Source organism: Streptomyces sp. NPDC057137 (genome assembly GCF_042670825.1).
Lineage (GTDB): Bacteria > Actinomycetota > Actinomycetes > Streptomycetales > Streptomycetaceae > Streptomyces.
Window position 1 is genome coordinate 13949 of the sequence record NZ_JBHUUW010000055.1, and the last position, 24799, is coordinate 38747.

Consider the following 24799-nt stretch of genomic DNA (forward strand, 5'->3'; position numbering starts at 1 on the left):
CCGCGGCCGGCGCCGGGCGGGATCCGAAGGCGTCGGCGGGCATCGGGTGAGTAGTCGTCGGGAGACGCGCGGGGGCCGTCGGGGAGCGGCCCGCGGTCCCCGGACGGGCCGGACAACCCTGCACGGCAGGAGGGCGGCCAGGACAAAGTAGTCTTGAGCCCATGCCCGAACGCCGCACCGTCGCCCTTGTCACGCTTGGCTGCGCCCGTAACGAGGTGGACTCGGAGGAGCTTGCAGGCCGCTTGGCAGCGGACGGCTGGGAGCTCGTCGAGGAAGCCGCCGACGCGGACGTCGCCGTCGTCAACACCTGCGGCTTCGTCGAAGCCGCCAAGAAGGACTCCGTCGACGCCCTGCTGGAAGCCAACGATCTGAAGGATCACGGCAGAACCCAGGCCGTCGTCGCCGTCGGCTGCATGGCCGAGCGCTACGGCAAGGAACTCGCGGAATCGCTCCCCGAAGCGGACGGCGTACTCGGATTCGACGACTACGCCGACATCTCGGACCGCCTCCAGACCATCCTCAACGGCGGTATCCACGCCTCGCACACGCCCCGCGACCGGCGCAAGCTGCTCCCGCTGAGCCCGGCCGACCGCCAGGGCGCCACCGGTGTGGCCCTGCCCGGACACGGTGCCGAGGCGACGCCTCCTCCTACCGAGGTGGTCATCCCCGCTCCCGCCGACCTGCCCCAGGGGCTCGCGCCGGCCTCCGGTCCGCGCGCCCCGCTGCGCCGGCGTCTCGACAACAGCCCCGTCGCCTCCGTGAAGCTGGCCTCCGGCTGCGACCGGCGCTGCACCTTCTGCGCCATCCCCTCCTTCCGCGGCTCCTTCATCTCGCGCCGCCCCTCCGACGTACTGGGTGAGACGCGCTGGCTGGCCGAGCAGGGCGTCAAGGAGGTCATGCTCGTCTCCGAGAACAACACCTCCTACGGAAAAGACCTCGGCGACATCCGCCTCCTGGAGACGCTGCTGCCCGAACTCGCGGCGGTCGACGGGATCGAGCGCGTACGGGTCAGCTACCTCCAGCCCGCCGAGATGCGCCCCGGACTCATCGACGTCCTGACGTCGACGCCGGGCGTCGCCCCGTACTTCGACCTGTCCTTCCAGCACTCCGCGCCCTCCGTGCTACGCGCGATGCGTCGCTTCGGGGACACCGACCGCTTCCTGGAACTGCTGGAGACGATCCGGGGCAAGGCCCCGCAGGCGGGTGTGCGCTCCAACTTCATCGTGGGCTTCCCGGGCGAGACCGAGGCGGACTTCGCCGAGCTGGAACGGTTCCTCACCGGCGCGCGGCTCGACGCCATCGGTGTGTTCGGCTACTCGGACGAGGACGGCACCGAGGCGGCGACGTACGAGCACAAGCTGGACGAGGACGTCGTGGCCGAGCGGCTGGCGCATCTGTCGCGGCTGGCCGACGAGCTGACCTCGCAGCGGGCCGAGGAGCGCCTGGGGGAGACCCTGACGGTGCTCGTGGAGTCCGTCTCCGACTCCTCGGACGACGATGAGGAGCCCGCCGTGGGCCGGGCGGCCCACCAGGCGCCCGAGACCGACGGCCAGGTGATCTTCACGTCGAGCGAGGGCCTGCGTCCCGGTCGTATGGTCGAGGCAAAGGTGGTCGGCACCGAGGGCGTGGACCTGGTGGCCGAGTACTGCGGCTTCACCGGGGACGAGCCCCGGAGCGCCGGCGAGGAGGCAGCCAGATGACCGGAGTCCCGGCATCGGCCGAGGGCGGCCAGGGTAGGCCGGTGCCCGGCGGCAAGCTGGGGGCTGCGGCCGTCAATCAGGCCAGCGTGTGGAACATCGCCAACATCCTCACCATGATGCGGCTGGTGCTCGTACCGGCCTTCGTTGCGCTGCTGTTCCAGGACGGCGGGTACGACCCGGCCTGGCGCGCCTGGGCGTGGGCCGCGTTCGCCGTGGCCATGATCACCGACATCTTCGACGGGCATCTGGCCCGTACGTACAACCTGGTCACCGACTTCGGGAAGATCGCCGACCCGATCGCCGACAAGGCGATCATGGCGGCGGGACTGGTCAGTCTCTCCGTGCTGGGGGATCTGCCGTGGTGGGTGACCGGGGTCATTCTCTTCCGCGAGCTCGGGATCACGCTGATGCGGTTCTGGGTGATCCGGCTCGGGGTCATTCCGGCCAGCCGCGGCGGCAAGATGAAGACGCTGGCGCAGGGCGTGGCGGTCGGCATGTACGTGCTGGCGCTGACGGGGCCGCTGGCGACGCTGCGGTTCTGGGTGATGGCGGTCGCGGTCGTGCTGACCGTACTGACCGGCCTGGACTATGTGCGCCAGGCGATCGTCCTACGGAGGTCGGGCCTGGCGGCCGAGACCGACCGGGCGGAGCGCGCTTCGTGACCTTCGGGAGGGTCGGGACGTCCGGGAGTTCCGGGAGTTCCGGGACGTTCGGGACGGAGGGCGGTGCGGGGGCCGTGCCGGACGCCGGGAAGGATGCGGCCGCCTCCGACGTTGTACTAAGGGACGTCGCAGCCCGGGTACTGGATCTGCTCGTACGGCGAGGAACGACTCTGGCGGTCGCCGAATCGTTGACCGGCGGTCTCGTGGCCGCGGAACTGACCTCCGTCCCCGGCGCCTCAAGGGTGCTTCGCGGGGGAATCACGGCCTACGCGACGGACGTCAAGCGCGACGTCCTCGGCGTGGACGGAACACTTCTGGCCGAGCGTGGCGCGGTGGATCCCGAGGTCGCACGGCAGATGGCCGTCGGCGTACGGGGCGTACTGGCCGCCGGCTGGGGCATCGCGACCACCGGGGTCGCGGGCCCCGACCCACAGGACGGACAGTCCGTGGGCACCGTCTACGTGGCGGTGAGCGGTCCGGACGGCGCCGAGAAAGTGGCCGCACTGCGGTTGAACGGTGACCGGGCGGAAATCCGTAGAGAGAGTGTACGGAGCGTGCTGGAACTGCTCTCCGGCGAACTGACCGGGAACGGGCGGACACAGGATACGGAACGGAACGGGGGGACTTGATGTTTGCAGCCCTGAGTGAACACGACATCGCTCCCCGCACGGCCGCGGCGCGAGGCGGTACGGTGGGGCGAGAAGGATGCGGCTACGCGGTCCGAGGAGGGAGCCACCGATGATTCTGCTCCGTCGCCTGCTTGGTGACGTACTGCGTCGGCAGCGCCAGCGCCAGGGCCGTACTCTGCGCGAAGTCTCCTCGTCCGCCCGAGTCTCGCTCGGCTATCTCTCCGAGGTGGAGCGGGGGCAGAAGGAGGCTTCTTCCGAGCTGCTCTCCGCTATCTGCGACGCGCTTGACGTACGGATGTCCGAGCTCATGCGCGAAGTGAGCGACGAACTGTCGTTGGCCGAGCTGGCCGCGTCCGCAGCGGCCAGTGAGCCGGTGCCCGCGGCGGTACGTCCGATGCTCAATTCCGTCTCCGTGACGTCGGTGGCAGGTGTGCCGACGGAGCGGGTAACCATCAAGGCGCCTGCGGAAGCGGTGGATGTCGTCGCCGCTTGATCCGTACGGCGTGACCGAGGCCTGAGCCCCGGACGGTCCCAGTGACCGGCCGGGGCTTCTGCTTTGCCTGTTTCCGCCTGTTTCCGCCCGTTTCCGCTCGACGGGGCGATGGTCCGGTTCTGAATTTCACCGATTTCCCCGAAATGATCCTTTTGGGGTCTTGTGCCATGGTGGGCTTACGTGTGAATGGAACTGGAGGACGCCCCCATGTCTGTCGTCAAGAGCTCACTGCCCGAGGCGGATCTGAAGCTGGTCGGCGAGGCCCTGCAGGGCGCGCTAGTGGATCTGCTCGATCTCTCGCTGGTGGCCAAACAGGTGCACTGGAACATCGTCGGGCCGCGCTTCCGGTCCGTACACCTCCAGCTCGACGAGGTCGTCACCACGGCCCGGCAGCACTCCGACACCGTGGCGGAACGGGCCTCGGCGATCGGCGTGACCCCGGACGGCCGCGCGGCGACGGTCGCGGCGCAGAGCGCCATCGGCACCGTCCCCAGCGGCTGGATCAAGGACACGGACGCCGTACGGACGCTGGTGGACGGTCTCAGCGCGGTGATCGTTCGCATGCGTGAGCGGATCAGCGTGACCGACAAGCCCGACCCGATCACCCAGGACATCCTGATCGGACTGACGGCCGATCTCGAAAAGCATGCCTGGATGTTCCAGGCGGAGAGCGCGTAGGGCGCGTGAGCTGGGTGCGGGGACAGGTGCGGGTGTTTTACGCGGTGTGCCGAGGCGAGGGTCGGACGCGCGCGGTGCACTGCTTCGATGCGCCCTTTCGCCGGATACGCGGGCCGGTCTAGCGTCGGTCTGAGGAGGCGGCCATGGCACGGCGACGGATCCTTCTGCCGGTTCTCGCTCTGGGCGGGCTCTGGTGGTGGGCCGTACTGCGGCTCGCGCTGGCGCCCGAGCACGCCGGGGTCATCGAGGGGGCGGTGGCCGCGGGCGGCTGGGGGCTGAGCCTGCTGCCGGTGCACGCGGCGGCCCGTACGTCGGTGAGGTCCGCGAAGGGCGCCGTCGCGGCGGTCGAGGGGGACGACCCGGGCGGTTCTCAGGGCACGGGGCCCAACTGGCAGCGGGGGCACCAGTAGACGGGGCGCTCGTCGTCGGTCGTCTTGCTGATGGGGGTGCCGCAGCGGCGGCAGGGGAGCCCGCCGCGGCCGTATACGTACAGATGGCGGCGTGACCGCTCCCGGTTCGCCTCCAGGAGCTTCTTCGCGGCCGTCACCAGCCGCTCGGGGGCCGGCAGGTCCCCGATGGGCAGCCAGGGGGTGGCGCGGGTGAGGAAACAGGTCTCGCACCGAAAAACGTTGCCGATGCCCGCGAGATTGCGCTGGTCCAGCAGTGCTTCCCCGATGGTGCGCGCCGGGTCGGTGAGCAGATTGCGCAGGGCGGTCTCCGGGTCCCAGTCCGGCCCGAGGATGTCCGGGCCCAGGTGGCCCACCACACTCTCCTCGTCCGCCGTGCGGAGGAGTTCCAGTACGGGGAGCCGGTAGCCGACGGCGACGCGTTCGGCGTTGCCGAGGATCGCCCGGATCTGGTGGCCGGGGCCGCCGCGCCAGCGCTCGTCGGGGCCGTACACCCGCCAGGCTCCGTCCATTCGCAGATGTGAGTGGAGGGTGAGGCCGCCTTCGACGCGGGTCAGGAGATGCTTGCCGCGCGGGGTGACGTCCAGGACCGTCCGGCCGGTGAGGTCGGAGGTCGCGAACCGGGGGACGCGGAGGTCGGACCGGGTCAGGACCCGCCCGGCGAGGGCGGTGTGCAGGCGCTGGGCGGTCTGCAGGACGGTGTCACCTTCGGGCATGTTTCCATCATGCGCGAGATGCTCCCCGTGACGGGCGGCGTACGGGGTGTGGCGTGCGGAGATGTACGGCGACGGGCCCCGCGGGCGCGCGGGATTCCGGGACGGTGTCAGGCCCGCAGACGCAGGCCTCTCGGGGTGGCGTGGAAGCCCGCCGACTCCAGGACGCGGCCCACGGGTGAGGTCAGCGCCTGCTCCCCGTTGGCCCGCTCCACCGTGACCGTACCGAGCGCGCCGGCGCGGGCGGCCGCTGCCAGGGCCTCGGCCGCCGAACGCAGCGCCAGGTCGTCGGCGGCGTCCGGATGCGCCGGGTCGGACCCGGTGGCCGGGTCACCCGGCCAGGCGAGGAGGGTCTTGCCGCCGCGCTCCATGTACAGCGTCAGCGCGCCGTCGACGAGGACGACCAGGGAGCCCGCCTTGCGGCCCGGCTTGTGGCCGGCGCCCGCCGGCGGATCCGGCCAGGGCAGCGCCGCTCCGTACGCGTTGGCGGGGTCGGCGGCGGCCAGGACCACGGCGCGGGGCGAGGGGTCGGCGGCGGCGCGGTCCCGGGCCGTGGAGGCCGCGCGGAGACGGTCCACCGCGCCGTCCATGGCGAACTGGGCCGCGCCGAGGCCCTCGACGACATAGCCGCGGCGGGCCTGCCCGCTGTCCTCGAAGACGGACAGCACCCGGTACACGGCCGAGAAGCCGCCCTCGATGCCTTCGGAGGCGACGGCGCCTCGGGTCACCACGCCGTGCCGGTCGAGCAGTGTGCGGGCCAGGGCGTGGGCGCGGCGCGTGGTGTCCGGATCGGCGGCCGGGAGCAGCGACCAGCGTCCGCTCACGGTCGGTGGCCCCGTACGGGAGGCGGGCCGGGCCGCGGCGGTGAGGGTGCCGTAACGGCCGCGTGGGACGGCCCGTTTGGCGCGGTGGGCCGTCGAGCCCGCCGTACGCCCGGAGCCGAGGAGGGAGCGCAGCGGCGCCAGGGTGTCGTTCGTCAGCCGCCCCGACCAGGCCAGATCCCAGACGGCGTCGGCCAGTTGGGGGTCGGTGACATCGGGGTGGGTGGTGGCCCGGACCTGCTCGGTGATCTGACGGAAGAACAGGCCGTAGCCGCCGGACAGGGTGGTGAGGACCGATTCGTGCAGTGCCGTCAGCTCAAGGGGGTGCGGCGGCGGGAGCAACAGCGGTGCGGAGTCCGCGAGATAGAGGGAGATCCAGCCGTCCTTGCCGGGGAGGGCACCGGCTCCGGCCCAGACGACCTCGCCCGTGGTGGTCAGCTCGTCCAGGAGCGTCGGGGCGTACCCCGTGACCCGGGACGGGAGCACCAGCTTCTCCAGTGCGGAGGCCGGGATGGGCGCGCCCTGCAACTGCTCGATCGCGCGGGCCAGTCCGTCGATGCCGCGCAGACTGTGGCTGCCCAGATGCTGCCACTGAGGCAGGAACGTGGCGAGCGCGGCGGGCGGCACCGGCTCCAGCTCGTGCCGCAGCGCGGCGAGCGACCTGCGGCGCAGTCGGCGCAGGACCGTGGCGTCGCACCACTCCTGGCCGATCCCCGACGGATGGAACTCCCCCTGCACGACACGGCCGCCGCCGGCCATCCGTTGCAGCGCGCCTTCGGTGACGGCGGGGCCGAGCCCGAAGCGCTCGGCGGCCGCCGAGGAGGTGAACGGGCCGTGCGTGCGGGCGTAACGGGCCAGGAGATCGCCCAGGGGGTCCTTCACCGGCTCGGTGAACGCCTCGGGGACGCCGACGGGCAGGGCCGTGCCGAGCGCGTCACGCAGCCTTCCCGCGTCCTCGATCGCCGCCCAGTACTCGGCGCCGCCGATCCGGACCCGGATGGCGCGTCGGGACGCGGCGAGATCCGCCGGCCACGCCGGCTCGGACCCGCGCTTCGCCAACTCGGCCTCGGTGAGCGGTCCGAGGACCCGCAGCAGGTCGGCGACGCCCTCCACGTCCTTGATGCGGCGGTCGTCGGTGAGCCACTGCAGCTCGCGCTCCAGCTCCGCCAGGACGTCGGCGTCCAGCAGCTCACGCAGCTCCGCCTGGCCGAGGAGTTCGGCCAGCAGCCGAGAGTCGAGGGACAGGGCGGCGGCGCGCCGCTCTGCGAGGGGGGAGTCACCCTCGTACAGAAACTGCGCCACATATCCGAAGAGGAGCGAACGGGCGAACGGGGACGGCTCGGTGGTCGTGACCTCGACCAGCCGGACCCGGCGGGACTCGATGTCGCCCATCAGCTCGGTGAGACCGGGCACGTCGAAGACGTCCTGCAGACATTCCCGGACGGCCTCCAGGACGATCGGGAACGAACCGAACTCGCTCGCCACCTGCAGCAGTTGGGACGCCCGCTGGCGCTGCTGCCACAGCGGTGTGCGCTTGCCGGGACTGCGGCGCGGCAGCAGCAGGGCGCGCGCCGCGCACTCACGGAAACGGGCGGCGAACAGCGCGGAGCCGCCCACCTGATCGGTGACGATCTGCCCGATCTCGCCCCGCTCGAAGGCGACATCACCGGCGCCGACCGGCGCCTGCTCGTTGTCGTACGTCGCGTCGAGCGACATCGGGTCCTGGTCGAGGAGGTCCAGACTCATCAGATCGGCGTCGGGCAGCCGCAGCACGATGCCGTCGTCGGCGTGCATGACCTGGGCGTCCATGCCGTACCGCTCGGCGAGCCGGGCGCCGAGCGCCAGCGCCCACGGGGCGTGCACCTGGGCACCGAACGGGGAGTGGATCACGACCCGCCAGTCGCCCAGATCGTCCCGGAACCGCTCCACGAGGATCGTCCGGTCGTCGGGGACATGACCGCAGGCGCGGCGCTGCTCGTCCAGATACGCCAGGACGTTGTTCGCCGCCCAGGCGTCGAGGCCGGCGGCCACCAGCCGAAGCCGGCCGTCCTCCGGGGACAGCGCCCCCACCTCGCGCAGGAACGCCCCTACCGCGCGGCCCAGTTCGAGCGGCCGGCCCAGCTGGTCGCCCTTCCAGAAAGGCAGCCGGCCCGGCACCCCGGGGGCGGGGGAGACCAGCACCTGGTCGCGGGTGATGTCCTCGATACGCCACGAGGTCGTGCCGAGCGTGAAGACGTCGCCGACCCGCGACTCGTACACCATCTCCTCGTCCAGCTCGCCCACCCGGCCGCCGCCCTTGCGGCCCTTGCCGTCGCCGGAACCGGCACCCGAGGCCCCGGCCAGGAACACACCGAACAGGCCGCGGTCGGGGATCGTGCCGCCCGAGGTGACGGCGAGACGCTGCGCACCGGGGCGGCCCGTGACCGTACCCGTCACGCGGTCCCACACCACGCGGGGGCGCAGCTCGGCGAACGCGTCCGACGGATAGCGGCCCGCGAGCATGTCGAGGACGGCGGTGAACGCCGACTCGGGGAGCGAGGCGAACGGCGCCGCGCGGCGGGCGAGAGCGAGCAGGTCGTCGGCCTGCCAGGTGTCGAGCGCGACGGTCGCGACGAGCTGCTGGGCCAGCACGTCCAGCGGATTGGTGGGGATCCGCAGGGCCTCGATGGAGCCGGTGCGCATCCGCTCGGTGACGACGGCGGCCTGCACCAGATCGCCGCGGTACTTGGGGAAGACGACGCCTGTGGAGACCGCGCCCACCTGGTGGCCGGCCCGGCCCACGCGCTGGAGGCCGGACGCCACGGACGGGGGTGACTCGACCTGGATGACGAGGTCCACCGCGCCCATGTCGATCCCCAGCTCCAGGCTGGACGTGGCCACGACGGCGGGCAGGCGGCCCGCCTTGAGGTCCTCCTCGACCCGGGCGCGCTGCTCCTTGGAGACGGAGCCGTGGTGGGCTCGGGCCATCAGGGGCGGGGCGCCCTTGGCGGCGCCCGACTCGGCCATGATCTCGGCGGGGGAGTGCGCCTCGGGCATGGCCTCGCCCGTGGCCCGTTCGTACGCGATCTCGTTGAGCCTGTTGCACAGGCGCTCCGCGAGGCGGCGGGAGTTGGCGAAGACGATCGTCGAACGGTGCGCCTGGACGAGATCGGCGATCCGCTCCTCGACGTGCGGCCAGATCGACGGCTTGTCGCCGTCGCCGGTGCCGCCGCCGCTCCCGCTGTCGGCCGCCGGGGAGCCGCCCAGCTCGCCCAGATCCTCGACGGGGACGACCACCGACAGATCGAACTCCTTCCCGGAAGGAGGCTGCACGATCTCGACCCGGCGTTGGGGGGAGAGATAGCGGGCGACCTCGTCCACCGGGCGCACCGTGGCCGACAGGCCGATACGGCGGGCCGGGCGTGGGAGCAGCTCGTCGAGCCGCTCCAGGGAGACCGCGAGATGGGCGCCGCGCTTCGTCCCCGCGACGGCGTGGACCTCGTCCAGGATCACCGTCTCGACGCCCGCCAGCGCGTCGCGCGCCGACGACGTGAGCATCAGGAAGAGCGACTCGGGGGTGGTGATCAGGATGTCCGGCGGCTTGGTGGACATCGAGCGGCGCTCGGCGGCCGGGGTGTCGCCGGAACGGATGCCGACCCGGATCTCCGGCTCGGGCTGCCCGAGGCGGACGGACTCCTGCCGGATGCCGGTGAGGGGGCTGCGCAGATTGCGCTCCACGTCCACCGCGAGGGCCTTGAGCGGGGACACGTACAGCACGCGACAGCGCTTCCGCGCCTCGGCGGGCGGGGGCACCGAGGCCAGCCGGTCGAGGGCGGCGAGGAAGGCGGCCAGGGTCTTGCCGGAGCCGGTCGGGGCCACGACCAGCACGTCCGAGCCCTCGGCGATGGCACGCCAGGCACCCTCCTGCGCGGCGGTGGGCGCGGAGAAGGCCCCCGAGAACCAGCTGCGGGTCGCGGGGGAGAACGAGTGGAGTGCGGAACCGGCCATCACACCATCGTGCACCCGACCACTGACAATCGCCCGGACCTGCGGAAACAGGTGGGTGGACGCGGCGCGGAGGGTGGGTTCCGGGCGGGCCGCGGCGCGGGGGCGCGATGCGCGGTGCGGGGCGGAACCGGGAGGTGGGACGGGGCGTGGCCGGTGCAGACTGGGAGCATGGCGGCTCGGGAGCAGGCACGGCACTGGCGCTACCCGGAGCTGCCCGGCGTCGACCTTCTGCGCGCCAAGTACATCGACAAGACCTTCGTCAGGCACACCCACGAGACGTTCGTCATCGCCGCGATCACCGACGGTGTGGAGGTGTTCCACCACGGCGGCGGCGACCAGTACGCGGGTCCTGGCTCACTCGCGCTGGTCAACCCCGACACTCCGCACACCGGGCACGCGCAGGGTCCCGAGGGCTGGCAGTACGGGGCCGTCTACCCGTCGCCCGACCTTGTCGCGGAGATCGCCGCCGAGACGACCCTCATCCGCGGTACCCCGGGCTTCGTCGCTCCTGTCGTCGACGACCCGTACGCCGTCCGCCTCGTCCACCAGGTGCTGCGCGCCGCCGACGAGGGGAACGCCCTCGCCGCCGACACGCTGCTGCGGGTCGCCGTCACCCGCCTCCTGCGGCTGAGCGGGGGCACGCTGCCGCACCGTACGGCGCGCGGCGCGGGTGCCAGGACGGCGGCACGCGCGCGTGCCGTGCTGGAGCGGCGGATGGCCGACCCACCGTCGCTGGAGCGGCTCGCCGCCGAGCTGGGCACCGGCCCGTTCGCCCTGCTGCGGGCCTTCCGGGACACGTACGGCATGCCGCCGCACACCTGGCTCACCGACGCGCGGGTGCGCCGGGCCCGGCATCTGCTGGACGCCGGGACGGCCCCCGCCGAAGTGGCCGGCCTCGTCGGCTTCACCGACCAGCCGCACCTCAACCGGCACTTCAGCCGGATCGTGGGGGTGCCGCCGGGCGCGTACCGCAGGGAGCGGACGCCGGGCGGTGCCTGAACGCGCGGTGGTTCTGCGCGGCGGGTCGGTCGGTGAGACAGGTCAGCGGGGCTACGAGGGCGGGCCGCCCGGTGCGGTCAGGAGGGCCACCAGGGGCTGCGTTCGCGCAGCTCGCGCTGGGCCTTACCCATGACGCCCGGGTAGCTCTTGCCGGGATACCACGGCACGGTGGCGAGCCGCCCGAAGGCCGGGATCGTCTCCATGTGGCGCACCATGCGCTCGCGTGTGTCCGGGTCGGGCAGCGGGCCACGCATGGCGGCGAGATTCTCCAGGACGTGGTCGGGGTCGGACGTGGCCGGGAGCGCCACGGTCACGGCGGGGTGCGAGACGACCCACTTCAGGAAGAAGGCAGACCAGGTCTCGATCCCGAACTCCGCGGCGAACGCGGGCAGTTCGTGGCCCTCCACGGCGTGGTGCAGCCGCGCCTTCTCCAGAGGCATGTTCACCAGGACGGCCACACCGCGCTCGGCGGCGGCCCGCAGCACGGTCTCCTCGGCGGCCCTGGTGTGGATCGAATAGTGCACCTGGACGAAGTCCAGATCGCCGCGCTCCACCCAGCCCGTCATGAGGTCGTAGTAGGCGGGGTCGTGGTGCGAGACGCCGAGATGGCGGATCTTGCCCTCCGCCTTCAGCGCGTGCAGGAGCGGCAGCACCACATCGATGTTGACGAGGCTGTGGCACTGGAGGACGTCGATCGGCCGGTCGCGGCGCAGGCGCTTCCGCGACCGCTTGAGGATGTCCTCGGCCTGCCTCGTCTCCCACAGGTACTCGCCCGTCGTCCACACCTTGTCCGTGACGAACATCCGCTCACCGACACCGAGGGACTCCGTCGCGGCGCCGAGGGTCGACTCGGCCATGCCGTAGAGGGGCGAGCAGTCGAAGACCCGGCCGCCGCCCTCCCAGTGTCCGCGGACGACTTCGCGCACCCTGCGGGACGCGCGCGGCGTGTGGGCGTCGAACGTCATGAACGAGCCCAGCCCGATCGACGGCAGCCGCTCCCCGGTGCGGGGCACCGTCTTGAGGATGAGGCCGTCGGGCGACGTACCGAGAGAGGCCACGGCGGGCGCGCCGTTCGACGCGACCGCGCCCTCGCTCCGTCCGTGCGCCGCGGCGTGGGCCGAAAGCCCGGTCGCCGGCAGGAGCCCGGCCGCGCCGGCCAGGGCGCCTGCGGCTCCCGCGACGACGGTGCGGCGGCTCGGTGCCGATGAGGTGCGTGTCTGCTGGTGGTCCATGAGGAACTCCGTCCTTCGCGGCGCGTGCGTCGTCGGCCGCGCTTCTTTACGGATGCGGTCCTGAGGGAGGTTCAGGTCGGTCCAGGGAGTTTCGGGGTGCGCCGATGTACGCGTCGGCGCGTGTGGCGCCGACGCGTACGTCCGTCCAAGGGAGTGCGGGGCGAATGAGCCGTGGATGGTTCGAGACCGGCCCGGGGCCCTTGATCACACCCTGACAGCCGGGCCTCGGGGCTGTCGACGGACTGTGCCCACCCGTCGGGAATGCTCGGATACCCTCCGGGTATGTCCGTCGATCTGCGGCTCATGCGGTACGTGATCGCGATCGCCGACGCGGGGGGTTTCGAGGGCGCGGCCGAGGCGCTGCACATGACGCAGCCACCGCTGAGCCGCCAGATCGGCGCCCTTGAGCGGGAGTTGGGGGTTCAGCTGTTCCACCGGCGGCCCACCAGGCCGACCGAGGCGGGCCTCGTGTTCATCGAGTCGTGCCGCCGGATCGTGCGGGAGGCGGAGCAGGCCGTCGAGCGGGTACGGCTGGTCGGTGGCGTGGGCAGGGGCACCGTCCGGATCGGCTACACGGTGACGACGGCGTTCGACGAGATGCCCAAGCTCTTCGCCGCGATGCGTGAGCACCACCCGGGGATCCGGGTCGAAGCCAGAGAAGCCTGGGACACCGAGCTGACCGCCGCCCTGCGCGACCGCGAGATCGATGTGCTCCTCGGCCGGCTGGTGCGGATACCGTCCGGCCACCGCACGGCGACGATCCGACGCGATCCGCTGACCGCCGTGCTCGATGTCGGGCATCCGCTCGCGGGGCGCGCCGCGGTGGCGCTCCGGGAGTTACGGGGCGAGACGCTCCGGTTCTTTCCACGCGCCGTGGCGCCGCGCTACTACGACGGCGTCCTGGCCGCCCTGCGTACGTCGGGGGAGACCCTGGACGTATGGGAGAACCGGCTGCCCGGGCTGCGCAATCTGGCGTCGGCCCTGAGCGGCCGGGACTTCATGATTCTGCCGAGTCCGCTGCGCGAGCATCTGCCCGCGAGCATGGTCGCCGTCCCCCTGCTCGACGACCTGCCGACCGTCGACCTCCAATTGGCCTGGCCACGTGATGCCCCGGCGGCGGTGGCCGGGCTCGTCGACACGGCGCGGCGGCTCGCCCGCGAGGAAGGCTGGCTGCCCGCACGTCGCACGGGGCGCGCAAGAACGTACAAGACGGGGCCCGAGCCCGCCCCGTAGCGTCTCCGACGTGGCAGAACAGACAGCATCAGCAGACAGACCCGACACGGCGGGGATACCCGCCCGGTCGGCCCCGGAGACCAGGGACGAGGCGGGGACGGCCGCACCGGGCGCGACCGACCGCACGGAGCCGGGAGCGGGGCCGGGCGGCGAGCCCGACGACGGGGCGAGCGGTGAGCCGGAGGGGAAGCCGGACTCGGCCGTCATACGCGACGCGCTCGGCGTCGGCATCGCCGTGGGCCTCTCCGGCTTCGCCTTCGGCGCGACATCCGCCGGGGCGGGCCTCACCCTCCTACAGAGCTGCGCGCTCAGCCTGCTGGTCTTCACCGGCGCCTCGCAGTTCGCCCTCGTCGGTGCGCTCGCCGCCGGCGGCAACCCCCTGACCGCCGCGGCCGGAGCCTTCTTCCTCGGCGTACGGAACACCTTCTACGGCCTGCGCCTGTCCCAACTCCTGGCGCTGCCACGCTTCGTACGCCCCTTCGCCGCCCAGTGGGTCATCGACGAGACGACGGCCGTCGCGCTCGCGCAGCCCACGCGGCGCAGCGTGCGCCTCGGCTTCACCGTCACCGGACTCACCCTCTACGTGCTGTGGAACCTCACCACGCTGCTCGGCGCGCTCGGCGCCGACGCCATCGGCGACACCGACGCCTGGGGGCTCGACGCGGCCGGCCCCGCCGTCTTCCTGGCCCTGCTCGCCCCCATGCTGCGGACCACGACGGAGCGCGCGGTCGCCGCCATCGCCGTCGTCCTCGGGCTCGGCTTCCTGCCGGTGCTGCCCGCCGGCGTGCCGGTGCTGGTCGCCGCGCTCGCCGCCCCCGCCGTGCTCTGGTTCGAGGGGCGCGGCAGCGGCCGCGGGACCGATCTCAAGACCGGCCGTGGGTCCACCGACCGGAAGGGGACGGACCGTTGAGCATCTGGATCGCCATCGGACTGACCGCCGTCGGCTGCTACCTCGTCAAGCTGCTCGGGCTGCTCGTACCGGCGGGAGCGCTGGAGCGCCCCCTCGTCCAGCGGCTGTCCGCACTGCTGCCCGTCGCGCTGCTCGCCGCTCTCACGGCGCAGCAGGCATTCAGCGGCGCCGACGGTGCGCTGGTCGTCGACGCCAGGGCGGCCGGGCTCGCCGCGGCGGGGCTCGCGCTGGTGCTGCGCGCCCCGTTCCTGGTCGTCATCGCCGCGGCCGTCGCGGTGACCGCCGGAGTACGAGCCCTCGGCGGCTGACACCGCGCGCCCCGCCGCCCCGCAGGGGCTCAGCCGATGTCCCGGCCGTACGCGCGCAGCGTCCGCAGGGCCTCGATCGTCGCGAGGGGACGCCGCTCCAAGGTCGCGACGGGCTCCCCCGGAGGGCGGCCGGGCGGCCAGCCGCCGTCCTCGCACTGCGCCCGCGCGAGAAAGCCGAGAGAGCCGTCCATCTCCTCGTCGGTGAACCACCGGCGGGCCACCGACTCGGGCACGCGCGCGTAGTCGTGCGGGAAGAGGCGTTCGCCGCCGGGCAGGTCTCCGGCGGCGTGCACGGCCGCGCCCGGATACGCGTCGGGGCGGCCAGGATCCAGAACCGCCATCCGCCGCTCCCGTACGAGCCGTCCGAGCCGGTCGGCGGCGCCGGCTGCGCGCGCCCGGTCCGGCACACCGTTCAGAAAGGCGACCGCCGAGACGACCTCATAAGGATGCGGCTTCTGCAGCGCGTCCACGGCGGCCCAGCAGAAGTCGGTGGCCCGGAACAGCCAGGCGTGCCACACCTGATTGCGGTGCAGCACTCCCACCACGGGGCCGGTGGCGAGCAGCTCCCCTCGGCCAAGCGCCCCGTCGGTCTCCGTCGGCGGGTTCGCCGCGGGCAGCGCCCCGTCCGCCGCCGACACCAGCGTGAGATACCGGCACACCCGCTCCACCCGGGACCCGCCGCAGCGCCCGACGGAGTCCAGTACGTACAGCGCGTGCGCCGTGTGCGACGTGCGGCTCACGGGGCCGCGCTGATCGGGCTCCAGGCCGTGACCGTAACCACCGTCCTCGTTGCGGTACGCGGCGAGCGCGGTCTCGACGGCCTCCGCCCCGCCGCCCGTGAAGTGATGGGCGAACCGTCGCTGTTCGAGGACCCGCGCCGTCAGCCACACGAAGCGTTCCGCGCGGGCGAGGGGAGTCGGCTGGGATGCTGCGGTCGCGGCCATTCACCGACCGTAGGACGCGAGGCGTCCCGTGCGGGGCGGACGGCCGCGGCTGCACTCTCAGGAGCGGGATACTGGCGTCATGCGGTTGACGATTTTCTGGGAACGGATGGCGGACCACTTCGGGGCCGCGTACGCGGACTCCTTCGCTCGCGACCATGTGATGGCGGAGCTGGGCGGCCGTACGGTGCACGAGGCCCTCGCCGCCGGCTGGGAGGCCAAGGACGTCTGGAGGGCGGTCTGCACCGCCATGGGTGTGCCCGCCGACAAACGGTGACGTCCGCGTACGCGAGACTGGCTCCGTGGCACTGACCGACGAAACAGCCCAGGAACCTCAGCCGTCCACCCCACCGCCGCCGCCCGCCGCGGCGGGGGACGGCGGTGCGTCCGCCCGTATGCCCCGCTGGCTGCCGCGCGCCATGGTGCTCGCGCTGACGCTCGTCGCCTGCTTCCAGCTGGGCAGTTGGGCGTTCCACCAGCTCATCGGGCTGTTGATCAACATCCTGATCGCCTTCTTCCTGGCCCTGGCGGTGGAGCCGGCCGTCAGCCGGATGGCATCGCGCGGCGTACGGCGCGGACTCGCCACCTTCCTGGTTTTCATCGCGGTGCTGATAGCGAGCGTCGGTTTCGTGGTGCTGCTCGGCTCGATGCTCGCGGGGCAGATCATCGAGATCGTCGAGGACTTCCCCAAGTACCTCGACTCCCTGATCAACTGGATCAACCAGAACTTCCGTACCGAGCTGTCACGGGTGGCCGTCCAGGACAGCCTGCTCCACTCCGACTGGCTCCAGAGATACGTCCAGAACAGCGCGAGCGGTGTGCTCGACATCTCGACCACCGTGCTCGGCGGCCTCTTCCGGCTCCCGACGATCTTCCTGTTCTCGTTCTACTTCGCCGCCGACGGGCCGCGGCTGCGGCGCACCGTGTGCTCCGTCCTGCCCCCGGCCAAGCAGGCCGAGGTGCTGCGCGCCTGGGAGATCGCGGTCGACAAGACCGGCGGCTACATCTACTCGCGCGGACTGATGGCGCTCATCTCCGGCATCGCGCACTACATCCTGCTGGAAATCCTCGGGATCCCGTACGCGCCGGTGCTGGCGGTGTGGGTGGGCCTCGTCTCGCAGTTCCTGCCGACCATCGGCACCTATCTGGCCGGCGCCCTGCCGATGCTGATCGCCTTCACCGTGGATCCCTGGTACGCGGTGTGGGTCCTCGGATTCGTCGTGATCTACCAGCAGTTCGAGAACTACGTCCTCCAGCCCAAACTCACCGCCAGGACCGTCGACATCCATCCCGCCGTGGCCTTCGGCTCGGTCATCGCCGGTACGGCGCTGCTCGGGGCCGTCGGCGCGCTGATCGCCATCCCCGCGGTCGCGACGCTGCAGGCGTTCCTCGGGGCGTACGTGAAGCGCTACGACGTGACGGACGACCCGCGCGTGCACGGGCACCGGCGCCGCGGCAGCGGGCGCACCCTGGCACGGATACGCCGGACACTGCGACGCGCCACCGCGCGCGTGAGGCCGCCCCGCGCGGAGGGCGGCGCCTGACGGCCGCGAACGCCTCTTCGTGTGAGGGGCCTCTCTTCGCGGAGGCCTCCTTGGAAGGCGGATCTCAGCCGCGCAGATAGGCGAGCACGGCCAGCACGCGGCGGTTCGTCGCGTCGGTCAGTGAGAGGTCGAGTTTGGTGAGGATGCTGCCGAAGTGCTTGCTCACCGTCCCCTCGCTGACATGCAGCGCCGCGGCGACGGCCGCGTTCGACCTGCCCTCCGCCATCAGCGCCAGTACTTCCTGTTCGCGGGGTGTCAGCCTCGACAGAGGGTCGCGCCGGTGCCTGAGCAGTTGCCGTACGACCTCGGGGTCCACCACCGTGGCTCCCTCGGCGACGCGGCGGACGGCGTCGACGAACTCCTCGACGTGCCCGATCCGTTCCTTCAGCAGATAGCCGACGCCGGTGCCGTCCGAGGAGTCGAGCAGCTCTTCGGCGTACGCGCGCTGCACGTACTGGCTCAGCACGAGGATGGGCAGCCCCGGCTGCCGCTCGCGCAGTTCCAGCGCGGCCCGCAGCCCTTCGTCGGAGAATCCCGGCGGCATGCGCACGTCGGTCACCACGATGTCGGGCCGGTGCTCGGCCACCGCCGCGGTCAGTTCGTCGGCGGTGCCTGCCTCGGCGACGACCTTGTGCCCGAACCGTTCGAGCAGGCCGGTGAGTCCGTCCCGCAGGAGCACGCTGTCCTCGGCCAGCACGATGCGCGACATCAGGTCCTCGTTCGGGTGGGAGTGCGGGAGGAGGTGGCGGCCATGGGCGCCGTGTTCGTCGGCGCGGTCGCGGGCGTCGTGGCCGTGCCGGTGGGGGCGTCGCCGGGCGGGCAGGGAATCCGTACGCGGAACACGGTGGGGCCGCCGGCCGGGCTGGAGACCAGCAGCCGCCCGTCGAGCACCGAGATACGGTCCGCCACCCCCTGCAGGCCGGTGCCCCCGGAGAAGTCCGCGCCGCCCGCCCCGTCGTCCCTGACCTCCATGACCAGCTCGCCGTCGGCGATCGTGCCACACACCTCCGCGCGGTCGGCCCCGCTGTGCTTGGCGACGTTCGCGAGCGCCTCGGAGACCGCGAAGTACGCCGCCGTCTCGACCGGTTCGGGCAGCCGCCCCGGCAGGTCGAAATGTACGTCGACCGGCACCGTCGACCGGTCGGCGACGTCCTCGACCGCGTCCTTCAGTCCCCGGTCGGTGAGCACCTGGGGGTGGATGCCGCGGATCAGTTCCCGGATCTCCACCAGCGCGGTGCCCGCCTCGTCGTGCGCCTTGGCCAGGAGGCCGCCCAGCGGCTCACCGGGGCTCTCCAGCCTCGCCAGGCCGAGCGTCATCGACAGGGCCACCAGCCGCTGCTGCGCGCCGTCGTGGAGATCACGCTCGATCCGGCGGCGTTCCGCCTCGAAGGCGTCCACCAGCCGCATCCGGGACCGGCCCAGCTCCTGGATCCGGGAATTGACGGCGGCGTCACGGGAGGACAGCAACACTCCGGCCAGAGCCGCGCGCCCGGCGGCCACCAAACCGAGCGGATAGGCGAGGACGGGCAGCAGGAGCGCACCGGCCAGCGCCGCCGCGAAGGCCTGCGGATACGAGTCGGCCAGCCAGATCTTCAGTACGCGGACCTCCTCGCCGCCGCCGACCGTGGCCATGACGACGGGCGTGGCCAGCAGACCGCCGCAGACGACGAGCACTGTTCCCAGGACCAGCGCCTCCAGGGGCCACAGCACGAACGCGAACAGCAGCGCGTAGCCCAACTCCCGCCACGTGGCTGGCTCCTTGAGACGGAGCCGGACCCAGGCGGCCAGGCCCGTGCCGTCCGGCTCGCGGTGCGGATCGGCCAGTACGACGGGGTCGACCAGCCGCAGTCGGCGACGCTCCAGCGCGGCCAGCGGGATGCCCGCGAGCGCGAACATCAGCAGCAGTGGAACGCCGATGAGGACCACCGCCAGGGCGCCTCCCGTGACCGCCAGCAGGAGCAGTGAGACCAGGGTCGCGAGACCGACCAGGACGCCGCTCAGCAGGTACGCCGCGGAGCGCCACGGCCAGCTGCCGAGGAGGTAGTGGGGCGACCGGAGCGCCTGCCGGAGGCTGGGGGAGTGCATGGACGCACGGTAGGCGGGCGCCGTACGGGGCGGCCACCCAGCCAGCTCCACCTTTCGCCCCGTACGCAGCTGTGATGTGCGCGGCGTGCGGCGCGGCTTGAGTGATCGCCATGAACAACGCGGCAACGAACGGCATCGCCAGGGGCGACACAGCGGTCCGGCTCAGTTCGGTCACCCGTTCCTACGGCAAGGGCGCGGCGGCGGTGACCGCGCTCGACCGGGTCACTCTCGACATACCCAAGGGCACCTTCGCCGCCGTCATGGGGCCTTCCGGTTCCGGCAAGTCCACCCTGCTCCAGTGCACGGCCGGACTGGACCGGCCCACCAGCGGCACCGTGATGCTCGGGGACCGCGACCTGACCTCGCTCAGCGAGCACAAGTTGACCCTGCTGCGGCGCCGGCACATCGGCTTCGTCTTCCAGGCGTTCAACCTGCTGCCCTCGCTCACCGCCGAACAGAACGTGGCGCTCCCGCTGCGCCTGGCCGGCCGCAGACCGAAACGGGGCGCCGTTCTCGACGTACTGGAGCAGGTGGGGCTGCGGGACCGCGCGGGGCACCGGCCCAGCGAGCTCTCCGGCGGCCAGCAGCAGCGGGTGGCGCTCGCCAGGGCGCTGGTCACCCGCCCCGACGTGCTCTTCGGGGACGAGCCGACCGGGGCGCTGGACTCCCGGACGGGCCGGGAGGTACTGGCCTTGCTGCGGGGCATGGTCGACGGGGGCCAGACCGTGATCATGGTGACGCACGACCCCATGGCGGCGTCGTACGCGGACCGTGTGCTGTTCCTGGCGGACGGCAGGGTGCGGGACGCGCTCGACTCCCCGACCGCCGACCGGGTCGCCGAGCGGATGACCGCACTGGCGGTGGCCCCGTGCTGAGGCTGCTGGTCCAAGGCATGCGAGCCCGCTGGGTCACCTTCACCGGGTCGTTCGTCGCCCTCGCCCTCGGGGTGGGGCTCATCGCCGCCACCGGGCTCGCGCTGGCGGCCACGTTCCAGGCCCCGCACCGGGGGCCCGAGCGGTTCGCCGCGGCCCCGGTGGTCGTCAGGGTCTCCGACACCCTGCGGGTCTCCACACCGATCGGCGAGCGTACGCAGCGCCTCGCCGATCCACGGGCGGTGCCCGCCGAGTTGGCCGCCGAACTCGCGCGGCTCGGCCGGACGGTCGAGGACCGGACGTTCCCCGTGTCCTTCGCCGACGCCTCCTTGGGAGACGGCGCCGACCGTGCGGACACTGAGGCGGACGGTGAGGCGGACGGTGCGGGTGACGGGGCGGTCGGGCATCCGTGGTCGGTCGCGGCGGCCACGCCGTACCGGCTCACGGGCGGTCGCGCGCCCGCGGCGCCCGGCGAGATCGTCGTCGCCGTGGCGCCCCCTGCGCAGGACCGGTCCGGTGGCGCGGCGATCGGCGACCGCGTGCGGGTCGTCACCCCGGCGGGGGCCGGGAGCCGCACCGTCGTCGGCACCGTGGCCGCGACGGACTTCGAGACAGCCGTGTTCTTCACCGAAGCCGAAGCCGCCCAACTCTCGCCCCGTATCGACGCGTTGATGGTGCACGCGGACGCGACCGCCGTACGAAAGGCGGTACGAAAGGCCGTACGCGGCACCGGATCCGGGATCGATGTCCTGACCGGTGACGAACGCCGCAGGGCCGATCCGGACCCCGACCGGGACAGCGAAGCACTGGTCTCGGTCAACGCGCTGCTGGGTACGGCGGCGGGCATCACCTGCTTCGTCTCCGTCTTCGTGGTGGCGTCGACCTTCGCCTTCGCCGTGGCCCAGCGCAGACGCGAGTTCGGTCTGCTCCGTACGGCGGGCGCCACTCCGCGACAGATACGGCGGACGGTGCTCGCCGAGGCGGTCCTCGTCGCCGTACCGGCCTCGGCCGCCGGCTGCCTGCTCGGCGATCTCGGCGCGCCGCCGCTCGCCGCGTGGATGGTCGACAGCGGCATCGCACCGTCCTGGTTCGCGATCGGCGACCAGACCTGGCCGCTGCACACGGCCTTCTGGACGGGCCTGTGCGTGGCGACGGCGGGCGTCCTGACGTCCTCCTGGCGGGCGGGACGAATCAAGCCCACAGAGGCGCTGCGCGAGGCCGCGCTCGACAGCCGCGCCATGCCCCCGAGCCGCCGGCTGCTCGGAGCCCTCGTCCTGCTGGCCGGTCTGGGACTGCTCGTGTGGTCGCTGGCCACCGATCCCGGCGAGGCGCTCAAGAGGAAGACCTACCTGACCCGGCCGATGCTGCTGATCGTCGGCTTCGCCCTGTACGCGCCGGTGCTGGTGCCGCCGCTGGTCAGGCTCGTCACCTGGCTGCCCGCCCGACTGCCGGGCGCCACCGGCCTGCTGGCGCGGGAGAACGCGGCCACCGGGGTGCGCCGTACGGCGGCCGTCGCCGCCCCCGTACTGATCACCGTCGCGCTCGCCGCCTCCCTCCTGGGCACGACGGCGACGATCAACGAGGCCAAGGCCACCGAGGCCGCGACACAGACGGCCGCCGACTACGTCGTGGCGGCGCCGGGCGAGGAGGGCGCGCTGCCCGCCCCGTTCGTGGCACGGGCGCGGAGCATCCCCGGCGCGGCCGTGAGCGCCTCCCGCTCCACCGCCGTGACCGTGCTCGAAGAGGGTGTCGCGCTCGTCAGGTCCGAGGCCAGAGCCGTGGACCCGGCCGATCTCGCGGCGGTGTCCCGGTTGCCGGTGGCGTCCGGGCGGGTGGCCGACCTCGACGACGGCGGCATCATCGTCAACGAGGAGTGGCTGACACGGACGGTCGGGCAGCGGGTCAGGGTCTGGCTGGGCGACGGCCGCGAGGTGACTCTGCGGATCGTGGCGGTGCTCCGGACCGGCACCGGCGGCAACGGTGCGTACGTGACCCCGCGCAACGCCCCCGGTGCCACGGTCGACCGCGTGGACGTCAAGCTGCGTGACGGCGCGGACGCCACCGCTGTCGACGCCGCACTGCGCGAGGCGGGACGGACGACGGGGACGACCGTCCTCACGAAGGACGAGTGGCTGACGCGAAGCCATCCCCGTTCCAGCGAGAGCACCCGTCTGGGGCTGCTGCTGATTCTGGGGATCGCCCTGCTGTACACCGGGATCGCGCTGGCGAACACCCTGGTCATGGCGACGTCCGACCGGGTCGGCGACCTCGCCGTGCTCCGGCTGACCGGGGCGACCAAACCCCAGGTGCTGCGCCTGGTCGCGGCCGAGGCCCTGGTGGTCGTGGCCGTGGGCTCCCTCCTCGGCGCCGCCGTCGCGGGCCTGAATCTCCTCGGCCTACGGGGCGCCCTCGCGCTGCTCTCCGTCCGGTCGCCCCTCGTCGTGCCCTGGGGGAGCCTGGGGGCGATGGTGGCGGCGAGCGCCGTACTGGCGGTGGTGGCCGCCGTCGTACCCGCGCTGACGGCGCTGCGCACGAGGCCGGTCGAGTACGCGGGGACGCGCGAGTAGCCGCACCTCCGCACCATCGTGGTGCCGCGCCGCCTCATCGCCGTGCCGCCGCGATGAGTTCCGCCGGGCGCGGGAGTCGTCAGTGGTGGACGACGACAACCGACCGCGGAGGTCCGGACATGCGTGACTTGATCGTCACCGAGAACATCACCGTCGACGGCGTCATCGACGCGTCGGACGGATGGTTCGCCCCGGCGGAGGAGACGGTGGACCAGTCCGACATCAACGAGGAACTCCGGAAGCAGATGGCCGCCGCCGACGCCTTCCTCGTCGGGCGGGTGACCTTCGAGGAGATGCGGGGCTACTGGCCGGAGCGGACCGACGACGCCACGGGCGTCGGCGCGTACCTCGACTCGGTGTCGAAGTATGTGGTCTCCCGCACGCTCGGGGATCCCGGCTGGCGGCACACCAGGGTGCTGCGGGGCGATGTCCGTGACGAGGTGCGGGAGTTGAAGGCCGGGCCGGGCGGAGACATCGTGACGACGGGCAGCGTGACGCTGACCCGGGAACTCGTCGCGGCCGGACTGGTCGACGAGTACCGGCTGTTCGTGTATCCGGTGGTCCTCGGGCACGGCCGGCGGCTGTTCGCCGACGCGTCCGACGTGCCGAGGCTGCGGCTGGTCCAGAGCCTGCCGTTCACCTCCGGCGTCGTGCTGCTGCGCTACCGCCCGGCGTAACTCCCGCCCGCGACACACCGGCGGGATGCGCTTGACACCAAAATCGAACAAGCATTCTCATGGACTTCGGGCCGGTTGGCCGGGGTCCCGGGAGCCGGAGTTTTCCACAGGCCGGGAGGACGTCGAGGCCCATTGTCAGTGGCAGGGGATAGCGTCTTCGATGTGAAGCGATCGACACAAGCAAATCGGGTGGAACCCATGGCAGGATCCGACCGCGAGAAGGCGCTGGACGCCGCTCTCGCCCAAATTGAACGGCAATTCGGCAAGGGCGCGGTGATGCGCCTAGGCGAGCGGCCGAACGAGCCCATCGAGGTCATCCACACCGGGTCGACCGCGCTCGACGTCGCGCTCGGCGTCGGTGGTCTCCCGCGCGGCCGTGTGGTGGAGGTGTACGGGCCGGAGTCCTCCGGCAAGACGACACTGACGCTGCACGCGGTGGCGAACGCCCAGAAGGCGGGCGGCACGGTGGCCTTCGTGGACGCCGAGCACGCGCTCGACCCGGAGTACGCGCAGAAGCTCGGCGTCGACATCGACAATCTGCTGCTGTCCCAGCCGGACAACGGCGAGCAGGCCCTGGAGATCGTGGACATGCTGGTCCGCTCCGGGGCGCTCGACCTCATCGTCATCGACTCCGTCGCGGCCCTGGTGCCGCGCGCGGAGATCGAGGGCGAGATGGGCGACTCGCACGTGGGTCTTCAGGCGCGGCTGATGAGCCAGGCGCTCCGGAAGATCACCAGTGCGCTCAACCAGTCCAAGACCACGGCCATCTTCATCAACCAGCTCCGCGAGAAGATCGGCGTGATGTTCGGCTCGCCGGAGACCACGACCGGTGGCCGGGCGCTCAAGTTCTACGCCTCGGTGCGGCTCGACATCCGTCGTATCGAGACGCTGAAGGACGGCACCGACGCCGTCGGCAACCGCACCCGCGTCAAGGTCGTCAAGAACAAGGTCGCGCCGCCCTTCAAGCAGGCCGAGTTCGACATCCTCTACGGTCACGGGATCAGCCGCGAGGGCGGTCTGATCGACATGGGCGTGGACGAGGGCTTCGTCCGCAAGGCCGGCGCCTGGTACACGTACGAGGGCGACCAGCTCGGTCAGGGCAAGGAGAACGCCCGTAACTTCCTCAAGGACAACCCCGATCTCGCCGACGAGATCGAGAAGAAGATCCTGGTGAAGCTGGGTATCGGCGTGAAGCCGGAGGAGCCCGCCGCCGAGCCCGCGGCGGACGCGGCCGGTGGTGCTGTCGCGACCGGTGCCCCGGCCGACGACACGGCCAAGACGGTGCCCGCTCCTGCCACCAAGGCCAAGTCGGCCAAGGCGGCGGCGGCAAAGAGCTAGTTC

22 protein-coding genes are annotated in these 24799 nt (G+C 72.3%); 16 read left to right on the forward strand and 6 right to left on the reverse strand.

Features of this window, described 5'->3' with window-relative positions; translation table 11 throughout:
* The first annotated feature begins 161 nt into the window (after positions 1 to 161).
* The 6 genes from rimO to ACFT9I_RS31080 all read left to right on the forward strand — a co-directional run bounded on the left by rimO (position 162) and on the right by ACFT9I_RS31080 (position 4572).
* Positions 162 to 1700, forward strand: coding sequence for a 30S ribosomal protein S12 methylthiotransferase RimO (gene rimO, locus ACFT9I_RS31055; protein WP_382569731.1), 1539 nt, complete (start codon positions 162 to 164; stop codon positions 1698 to 1700).
* Complete coding sequence (gene pgsA / locus ACFT9I_RS31060) at positions 1697 to 2362, forward strand: CDP-diacylglycerol--glycerol-3-phosphate 3-phosphatidyltransferase (protein ID WP_382569733.1); 666 nt, start codon at positions 1697 to 1699, stop codon at positions 2360 to 2362. Before rimO ends, pgsA begins: the two co-directional genes overlap by 4 nt.
* A gap of 74 nt (positions 2363 to 2436) precedes the next feature.
* Entirely contained in the window at positions 2437 to 2991 is a 555-nt protein-coding gene (locus ACFT9I_RS31065; protein ID WP_382569793.1) for a CinA family protein, read from the forward strand.
* A 109-nt stretch (positions 2992 to 3100) separates the two neighbouring features.
* Positions 3101 to 3484, forward strand: a complete 384-nt coding sequence (locus tag ACFT9I_RS31070) for a helix-turn-helix transcriptional regulator (protein ID WP_354607356.1) — start codon at positions 3101 to 3103, stop codon at positions 3482 to 3484.
* Between the two features lie 207 nt (positions 3485 to 3691).
* On the forward strand, positions 3692 to 4162 hold the full coding sequence (locus tag ACFT9I_RS31075; RefSeq protein ID WP_382569735.1) for a Dps family protein: 471 nt from the start codon (positions 3692 to 3694) through the stop codon (positions 4160 to 4162).
* Between the two features lie 143 nt (positions 4163 to 4305).
* Entirely contained in the window at positions 4306 to 4572 is a 267-nt protein-coding gene (locus ACFT9I_RS31080; RefSeq protein WP_382569737.1) for a hypothetical protein, read from the forward strand.
* On the opposite strand, the gene ACFT9I_RS31085 is transcribed toward ACFT9I_RS31080, so the two are convergent.
* Together ACFT9I_RS31085 and ACFT9I_RS31090 are read right to left on the reverse strand one after the other, a co-directional pair.
* Positions 4533 to 5285 (reverse strand): DNA-formamidopyrimidine glycosylase family protein, encoded by a 753-nt coding sequence (locus tag ACFT9I_RS31085; RefSeq protein ID WP_382569739.1) that lies wholly within the window; start codon positions 5283 to 5285, stop codon positions 4533 to 4535. The genes ACFT9I_RS31080 and ACFT9I_RS31085 overlap by 40 nt on opposite strands.
* A gap of 107 nt (positions 5286 to 5392) precedes the next feature.
* The gene (locus ACFT9I_RS31090) at positions 5393 to 10090 is read right to left on the reverse strand and encodes an ATP-dependent helicase (RefSeq protein WP_382569741.1); all 4698 of its coding nucleotides are present in this window, start codon (positions 10088 to 10090) and stop codon (positions 5393 to 5395) included.
* Between the two features lie 168 nt (positions 10091 to 10258).
* Here ACFT9I_RS31090 and ACFT9I_RS31095 point away from each other — a divergent pair, with 168 nt between their 5' ends.
* A complete protein-coding gene (locus ACFT9I_RS31095) occupies positions 10259 to 11089 on the forward strand; it encodes an AraC family transcriptional regulator (RefSeq protein ID WP_382569742.1) in 831 nt (276 codons plus the stop codon).
* A 77-nt stretch (positions 11090 to 11166) separates the two neighbouring features.
* On the opposite strand, the gene ACFT9I_RS31100 is transcribed toward ACFT9I_RS31095, so the two are convergent.
* Positions 11167 to 12321 (reverse strand): aldo/keto reductase, encoded by a 1155-nt coding sequence (locus ACFT9I_RS31100; protein ID WP_382569744.1) that lies wholly within the window; start codon positions 12319 to 12321, stop codon positions 11167 to 11169.
* 282 nt (positions 12322 to 12603) lie between these two features.
* On the opposite strand from ACFT9I_RS31100, the gene ACFT9I_RS31105 reads away from it, so the two are divergent.
* From ACFT9I_RS31105 to ACFT9I_RS31115, 3 genes are read left to right on the forward strand one after another with little or no spacing between them, the layout of a single operon-like run.
* The gene (locus ACFT9I_RS31105; protein ID WP_382569745.1) at positions 12604 to 13554 is read left to right on the forward strand and encodes a LysR family transcriptional regulator; all 951 of its coding nucleotides are present in this window, start codon (positions 12604 to 12606) and stop codon (positions 13552 to 13554) included.
* Positions 13555 to 13609: 55 nt separating this feature from the next.
* Entirely contained in the window at positions 13610 to 14464 is an 855-nt protein-coding gene (locus ACFT9I_RS31110) for an AzlC family ABC transporter permease (RefSeq protein ID WP_382569795.1), read from the forward strand.
* Positions 14461 to 14772: an AzlD domain-containing protein gene (locus ACFT9I_RS31115; RefSeq protein WP_382569747.1), complete on the forward strand. Its 312-nt coding sequence runs from the start codon at positions 14461 to 14463 to the stop codon at positions 14770 to 14772. Before ACFT9I_RS31110 ends, ACFT9I_RS31115 begins: the two co-directional genes overlap by 4 nt.
* Positions 14773 to 14801: 29 nt before the next feature.
* Here ACFT9I_RS31115 and ACFT9I_RS31120 read toward each other — a convergent pair whose 3' ends face one another.
* Positions 14802 to 15716, reverse strand: a complete 915-nt coding sequence (locus ACFT9I_RS31120) for a hypothetical protein (protein WP_382569748.1) — start codon at positions 15714 to 15716, stop codon at positions 14802 to 14804.
* 79 nt (positions 15717 to 15795) lie between these two features.
* On the opposite strand from ACFT9I_RS31120, the gene ACFT9I_RS31125 reads away from it, so the two are divergent.
* Positions 15796 to 15990: a DUF3046 domain-containing protein gene (locus tag ACFT9I_RS31125; RefSeq protein WP_078074743.1), complete on the forward strand. Its 195-nt coding sequence runs from the start codon at positions 15796 to 15798 to the stop codon at positions 15988 to 15990.
* Positions 15991 to 16015: 25 nt separating this feature from the next.
* On the forward strand, positions 16016 to 17257 hold the full coding sequence (locus ACFT9I_RS31130) for an AI-2E family transporter (RefSeq protein ID WP_382569750.1): 1242 nt from the start codon (positions 16016 to 16018) through the stop codon (positions 17255 to 17257).
* Positions 17258 to 17321: 64 nt separating this feature from the next.
* Here the strand turns inward: ACFT9I_RS31130 and ACFT9I_RS31135 are convergent, their stop codons facing one another.
* Positions 17322 to 17966, reverse strand: a complete 645-nt coding sequence (locus ACFT9I_RS31135; protein ID WP_382569753.1) for a response regulator — start codon at positions 17964 to 17966, stop codon at positions 17322 to 17324.
* The gene (locus tag ACFT9I_RS31140; protein ID WP_382569755.1) at positions 17966 to 19342 is read right to left on the reverse strand and encodes a sensor histidine kinase; all 1377 of its coding nucleotides are present in this window, start codon (positions 19340 to 19342) and stop codon (positions 17966 to 17968) included. The genes ACFT9I_RS31135 and ACFT9I_RS31140 overlap by 1 nt, the downstream gene beginning before the upstream one ends.
* A gap of 110 nt (positions 19343 to 19452) precedes the next feature.
* Between ACFT9I_RS31140 and ACFT9I_RS31145 the strand changes: the two genes are divergently transcribed.
* The 4 genes from ACFT9I_RS31145 (at position 19453) to recA (ending at position 24796) form a co-directional block, all read left to right on the forward strand.
* Positions 19453 to 20217 carry an ABC transporter ATP-binding protein gene (locus ACFT9I_RS31145; protein WP_382569757.1) on the forward strand — a complete coding sequence of 255 codons (765 nt, stop codon included), beginning with the start codon at positions 19453 to 19455 and terminating at the stop codon, positions 20215 to 20217.
* Positions 20211 to 22781 carry an FtsX-like permease family protein gene (locus ACFT9I_RS31150; RefSeq protein WP_382569758.1) on the forward strand — a complete coding sequence of 857 codons (2571 nt, stop codon included), beginning with the start codon at positions 20211 to 20213 and terminating at the stop codon, positions 22779 to 22781. Before ACFT9I_RS31145 ends, ACFT9I_RS31150 begins: the two co-directional genes overlap by 7 nt.
* Before the next feature lie 119 nt (positions 22782 to 22900).
* On the forward strand, positions 22901 to 23458 hold the full coding sequence (locus ACFT9I_RS31155) for a dihydrofolate reductase family protein (protein WP_382569759.1): 558 nt from the start codon (positions 22901 to 22903) through the stop codon (positions 23456 to 23458).
* A 198-nt stretch (positions 23459 to 23656) separates the two neighbouring features.
* Complete coding sequence (gene recA, locus ACFT9I_RS31160; RefSeq protein WP_382569760.1) at positions 23657 to 24796, forward strand: recombinase RecA; 1140 nt, start codon at positions 23657 to 23659, stop codon at positions 24794 to 24796.
* Positions 24797 to 24799: the final 3 nt, after the last annotated feature.

Coding starts and splice junctions, on each gene's coding strand:
- rimO (WP_382569731.1), top strand. CDS start 162: ATGCCCGAACGCCGCACCGTCGCCCTTGTCACGCTTGGCTGCGCCCGT.
- pgsA (WP_382569733.1), top strand. CDS start 1,697: ATGACCGGAGTCCCGGCATCGGCCGAGGGCGGCCAGGGTAGGCCGGTG.
- ACFT9I_RS31070 (WP_354607356.1), top strand. CDS start 3,101: ATGATTCTGCTCCGTCGCCTGCTTGGTGACGTACTGCGTCGGCAGCGC.
- ACFT9I_RS31075 (WP_382569735.1), top strand. CDS start 3,692: ATGTCTGTCGTCAAGAGCTCACTGCCCGAGGCGGATCTGAAGCTGGTC.
- ACFT9I_RS31080 (WP_382569737.1), top strand. CDS start 4,306: ATGGCACGGCGACGGATCCTTCTGCCGGTTCTCGCTCTGGGCGGGCTC.
- ACFT9I_RS31085 (WP_382569739.1), bottom strand. CDS start 5,285: ATGCCCGAAGGTGACACCGTCCTGCAGACCGCCCAGCGCCTGCACACC.
- ACFT9I_RS31090 (WP_382569741.1), bottom strand. CDS start 10,090: ATGGCCGGTTCCGCACTCCACTCGTTCTCCCCCGCGACCCGCAGCTGG.
- ACFT9I_RS31095 (WP_382569742.1), top strand. CDS start 10,259: ATGGCGGCTCGGGAGCAGGCACGGCACTGGCGCTACCCGGAGCTGCCC.
- ACFT9I_RS31100 (WP_382569744.1), bottom strand. CDS start 12,321: ATGGACCACCAGCAGACACGCACCTCATCGGCACCGAGCCGCCGCACC.
- ACFT9I_RS31105 (WP_382569745.1), top strand. CDS start 12,604: ATGTCCGTCGATCTGCGGCTCATGCGGTACGTGATCGCGATCGCCGAC.
- ACFT9I_RS31120 (WP_382569748.1), bottom strand. CDS start 15,716: ATGGCCGCGACCGCAGCATCCCAGCCGACTCCCCTCGCCCGCGCGGAA.
- ACFT9I_RS31125 (WP_078074743.1), top strand. CDS start 15,796: ATGCGGTTGACGATTTTCTGGGAACGGATGGCGGACCACTTCGGGGCC.
- ACFT9I_RS31135 (WP_382569753.1), bottom strand. CDS start 17,966: ATGTCGCGCATCGTGCTGGCCGAGGACAGCGTGCTCCTGCGGGACGGA.
- ACFT9I_RS31140 (WP_382569755.1), bottom strand. CDS start 19,342: ATGCACTCCCCCAGCCTCCGGCAGGCGCTCCGGTCGCCCCACTACCTC.
- ACFT9I_RS31145 (WP_382569757.1), top strand. CDS start 19,453: ATGAACAACGCGGCAACGAACGGCATCGCCAGGGGCGACACAGCGGTC.
- ACFT9I_RS31155 (WP_382569759.1), top strand. CDS start 22,901: ATGCGTGACTTGATCGTCACCGAGAACATCACCGTCGACGGCGTCATC.
- recA (WP_382569760.1), top strand. CDS start 23,657: ATGGCAGGATCCGACCGCGAGAAGGCGCTGGACGCCGCTCTCGCCCAA.